4 protein-coding genes are annotated in these 4,302 nt (G+C 38.5%); 1 reads left to right on the forward strand and 3 read right to left on the reverse strand.

From position 1 onward, the window contains the following. From pgk to acs, 3 genes are all read right to left on the reverse strand, one after another. Window positions 1-385 (reverse strand): phosphoglycerate kinase (gene pgk, locus QZ276_RS00165; protein ID WP_292484164.1); only part of this gene is annotated, 385 nt, incomplete at its 3' end. A gap of 100 nt (window positions 386-485) precedes the next feature. Further along, entirely contained in the window at window positions 486-1,553 is a 1,068-nt protein-coding gene (locus QZ276_RS00170; protein ID WP_292484166.1) for a phosphotransacetylase family protein, read from the reverse strand. 47 nt (window positions 1,554-1,600) lie between these two features. Continuing rightward, the gene (gene acs, locus QZ276_RS00175; protein ID WP_292484168.1) at window positions 1,601-3,694 is read right to left on the reverse strand and encodes an acetate--CoA ligase alpha subunit; all 2,094 of its coding nucleotides are present in this window, start codon (window positions 3,692-3,694) and stop codon (window positions 1,601-1,603) included. Between the two features lie 117 nt (window positions 3,695-3,811). Between acs and QZ276_RS00180 the strand changes: the two genes are divergently transcribed. Further along, window positions 3,812-4,302 (forward strand): flavodoxin family protein (locus QZ276_RS00180; RefSeq protein WP_292484170.1); only part of this gene is annotated, 491 nt, incomplete at its 3' end.

The following is a 4,302-nucleotide window of genomic DNA, read 5'->3' on the forward strand; positions in this document are numbered from 1 at the left end:
CCGGACGTTCAAGACTTTCCTCAGAATAGAACCTTACATTTTCAAGAAGTGCTACATCACCTTTTTCCATAGATGATATTTTCTGTCTTGCATGTGTACCGAAAATATCGTCTATATATTTTATCTCCTGACCGAGGTATTTGGACATTTTTGAAGCATGCGGACTCATTGTAGTGAAATCATTTTTACCCGCTCTGCTCTGATGTGCAAGCAAAACAACTTTAGCGTTTTTCAGTTCTTTTATCGTTGCTACATGACTCCTTATCCTCATATCATCAAGTATATTTCCTTCAGGATCCATGGGGGAGTTCAGATCTACTCTTACAAGAACAGTTTTATCTTCTGTATCAAAATCATCGATTGTGAGAAAATCCCTATCTGCCAATATATCCCTCGCCTGGGTTTAAATTTGTACCAAATTTTTCCCTATTATTTGTTGCGGATTTGGTAAACACTACTGTTATATTTATCTGTACCTTTTTTGATTACAAACCGATGGATTTGATGAAATTATCAACGTCTACATTATTATTAATTAATTCCATCATCTTTTCAATTTTAAGTTCCTGTTTTATCCGCGCACGACCTATTAAACTTTCCATGCGTTTGATTGTACTCATGGTATCACCGCGGACAAGGATTACAGGAATGTTTGCCTCTTCAGCACTACCAAGTACCGCTTCACTGGGACGTAGATTTCCTGTAAGAACCAAGCACTTTGCTTTTGCTTCAATTGCTGCAAGCTGTATGTCTGACCTGTCCCCGCCTGTAATCACCGCACAGTTTGGAACTCTTCTGAAGTATTTTATGGCTGAATTGACCTCCATTGCTCCGACCAGATAACGTTCAACCAGTGTGTTTAGGTTGTCTGCGCCTGTAAGCACTTCTGCATTCAAATCATCAACAATATCAGATATCGGAACCGATCGAAGGGTTATATCCTGTGGTATCACACCAAACACTTTAATTCCTTTTCTCTCAAGGTATGGAATTACAAGTTCTGAGACTTTTTCAAGATTGCTTTCTGGTACTTCATTCAATATAACACCAGCAACCATGTCAGAATCAGGTACCAGTTTTAAATCACATAGTATTCTGTCGATTGCATAAATCGAATCGTATCTGGTAACAAGCAGTATTTTAGAACCGAGTATCGAGGCGATTTCCGGATCTGAAAGATTATACATCGCTCCGCTGCCGATACCGCCACTGCCTTCTATAAAGACGATGTCTCTATTTCTGGATATATTCGAATATGCATCGGTTAATGTTTTATCAAAACGCTTTTCAACTCCCATGAGAGCATCATGGATTAAATTCTCCGTTTGAAGTATGGGGGTAATATCACTTAGAGAATCATCAAGACCGAGTAATGTACGGCTTTCTTCTGCATCCTCATCAGTCAAGAATCCGTCTTTATCAATTAACAGATTTCCTATTGGTTTCATATAACCTATAGAATAACCTCTGTCCTTCAAAATTCTTCCAAGACCATTACATAGTCCGCTTTTCCCCGAATATTCTTCGGATGAACTGATTAATATAGATACCAATATCTGCCTCCCATTAATTTCTGTTACATTGAACAATATGATTAAATTTATTCTTCTTCTCTTAATGTTAACCTGAGGTCCATAGCAACACAACCCTGATTATCAGGTAAAACTATCAACGGATTTATATCCAGTTCAAGTATCTGCGGAAAATCATTTACAAGCTGTGAAATTTTAATGAGTGTGTCGGCTACCGAATTAATATCATAGGGCTTTTCACCCCTTATTCCTGCAAGAATAGGATACGTTTTTATGGAAGATATCATATGTTTTGCTTCATCTCTGTTTATGGGTGCTACATTAAACGATACATCCTTTAACAGTTCTACATAAATCCCCCCCATTCCAAACATAAGAAGAGGTCCAAACTGAACATCCTGATTCATTCCAATGATCACTTCTTTTCCACCTGACACCATTTCCTGTACCTGTACACCGGTTATATCGGCATCAGGCATATACCGATAGACATCTGCCATCATAGTATGGTAGGCTCGTTCTACATCATCCGCATTTTTAAGGTTTAACCTTACCCCACCTACATCGGTCTTATGAGAGATGTCAGGAGATACAATTTTCATTACCACTGGATAACCTATCTGTTTGCAGGCTTTGATGGCTTCTTTTAGATTCTTCACTATTTTTGTTTTTACTGTTGGTATATCATAGGCTCTCAATATATCCAGTGATTCCAGACCAAGTGATAGCCTCTTGGACTGTGATGCTTCATCAATGACAGATTTGACTGTCTTTTTATCAGCAGTGATTTCTGGTGGTTTGGTATAGCTCTGTTTCCTGATATTATTATAGGTACTCAAAGCCCTCATACTGGCAACTGCTCTTTCAGGGAACGGATAATTTGGAATACTGTAGTCGTTTAATATTTTTTCACCTTCTGAAACCTGTGTACCTCCAACAAAACTACAAAGAATCGGTTTTATGGATGTTTTGACCTTGTCCGCAACTATTTCAGCTACTTTATCAACTTCAGTCATAGCCTGTGGTGAAGTCAGAATTATTATTCCATCAACATGAGGATCCTCCAGCAATACATCAATTGCAAATGCGTAAAGGTCAGACCCAGCGTCACCAAGTAAATCCACAGGATTATAAAGGTTGGAATTTGGAGGTAGATTTTCTCGGAGAGTTCGTATAGTAGATTCATCAAATGATGCCAGAGAAAGTCCTTCATTGTAACATGCATCCGCTGTCAATATCCCAAAACCACCTGCATTTGTCAGAATTGCCATGTTTCTACCTTTCGGTACAGGCTGGGACGAGAATGCACGAATATAATCCAGCATTTCCTGAAGCGAATCAGCACGTATTATCCCACTCTGTCGGAATGCAGCATTATAGGCTTCATCAGAACCTGCAAGAGTACCCGTATGAGACGAAACAGCTCTTGAACCTGCAGATGTCCTACCGGATTTGACCATTACCACAGGTTTAACACCGGTAACTCTGCGTGCTATGTCTATAAACTCATGACCGTTTTTCACACCTTCAAGATAAGCTGCTATTACTGCTGTGGAGTCATCATTGCATAATTCCTGAAGAAAATCATTTTCTGAAAGATCTGCCTTATTCCCGAGACTTATAAACTTGGAAAAGCCCACTCTGTTTTTATCAGCCCAGTCAAGGGTTGATGTACATATCGCTCCTGATTGGGACATTAATCCAATGTTTCCTTTATGTGCCATGAAAGAGGCAAATGATGCATTAAGGTTGGATGTAGTATCTATCAAACCAAGACAGTTTGGACCAAGCATCCGTATACCATATTTCCGAGCGGTTTCTACAGATTCTCTTTCCAGTTTTGCTCCTTCTATACCTGCTTCCTTGAAACCTGCAGATATAACTATAACACTTTTTACTCCTGCACGCCCACATTTATCAATGGTTTCTGGTACAAACCGGGCAGGTATCACAATAACAGCCAAGTCGATGTTATCAGGAACATCCAAAATATCAGGATAACATTTCAAACCCATTATCTCTTCAGAATTTGGGTTTATAGGTACAATATCGCCATCAAAATCATTAACAAGGTTTTTAAGCACCGAATTCCCTACTTTTCCTTCTGTACGTGATGCCCCTATAACGGCTACTGAATCCGCATTAAACATCTTTTCCAGCATATTTTTACTTAACCACCTACTAATATCTAATATTTGATTATAGATAAGTTTAAGGGAGAAGAACATTAGTTAATTGAGATAATAATTAAAGATAAATGTTAATACGGTGAATGTCCCATGAAAATATTAGGTATTTCAGGAAGTCCTAATGAAAACGGAAACAACGAAAAATTAATTAATCTGTGTCTGGAAACTGCAAAAAACAGAGGTTTTGAAACCGATCATATTTTTATATCTTCTTTAAATATAAAACCCTGCAAAGCATGTGGAGTTTGTAAAAACGGTGAACCATGCCCAATAGATGATGATATGGATCAGGTATATCAGCAATTAAAAGATGCTGATGGATTTATAGTGTCTTCTCCAGTATATTTTGGATCTGCAACCGCACAAATCAAAGCACTCTTTGACAGAAGTGTTTTACTCAGAAGACAGGGTTTCCAATTAGAGAACAAACCCGGTGGAGCACTGGCAATCGGTGGATCAAGAAACGGTGGACAGGAAAAAACATTGCAAATTATTCATGACTGGATGCACATACACGGTATGATTGTAGCAGGAGACAACAATCATTTCGGCGGAACCCTGAAAAAACCCATTGATTCTGA

It is taken from the genome of Methanohalobium sp. (assembly GCF_018609725.1).
GTDB lineage: Archaea > Halobacteriota > Methanosarcinia > Methanosarcinales > Methanosarcinaceae > Methanohalobium.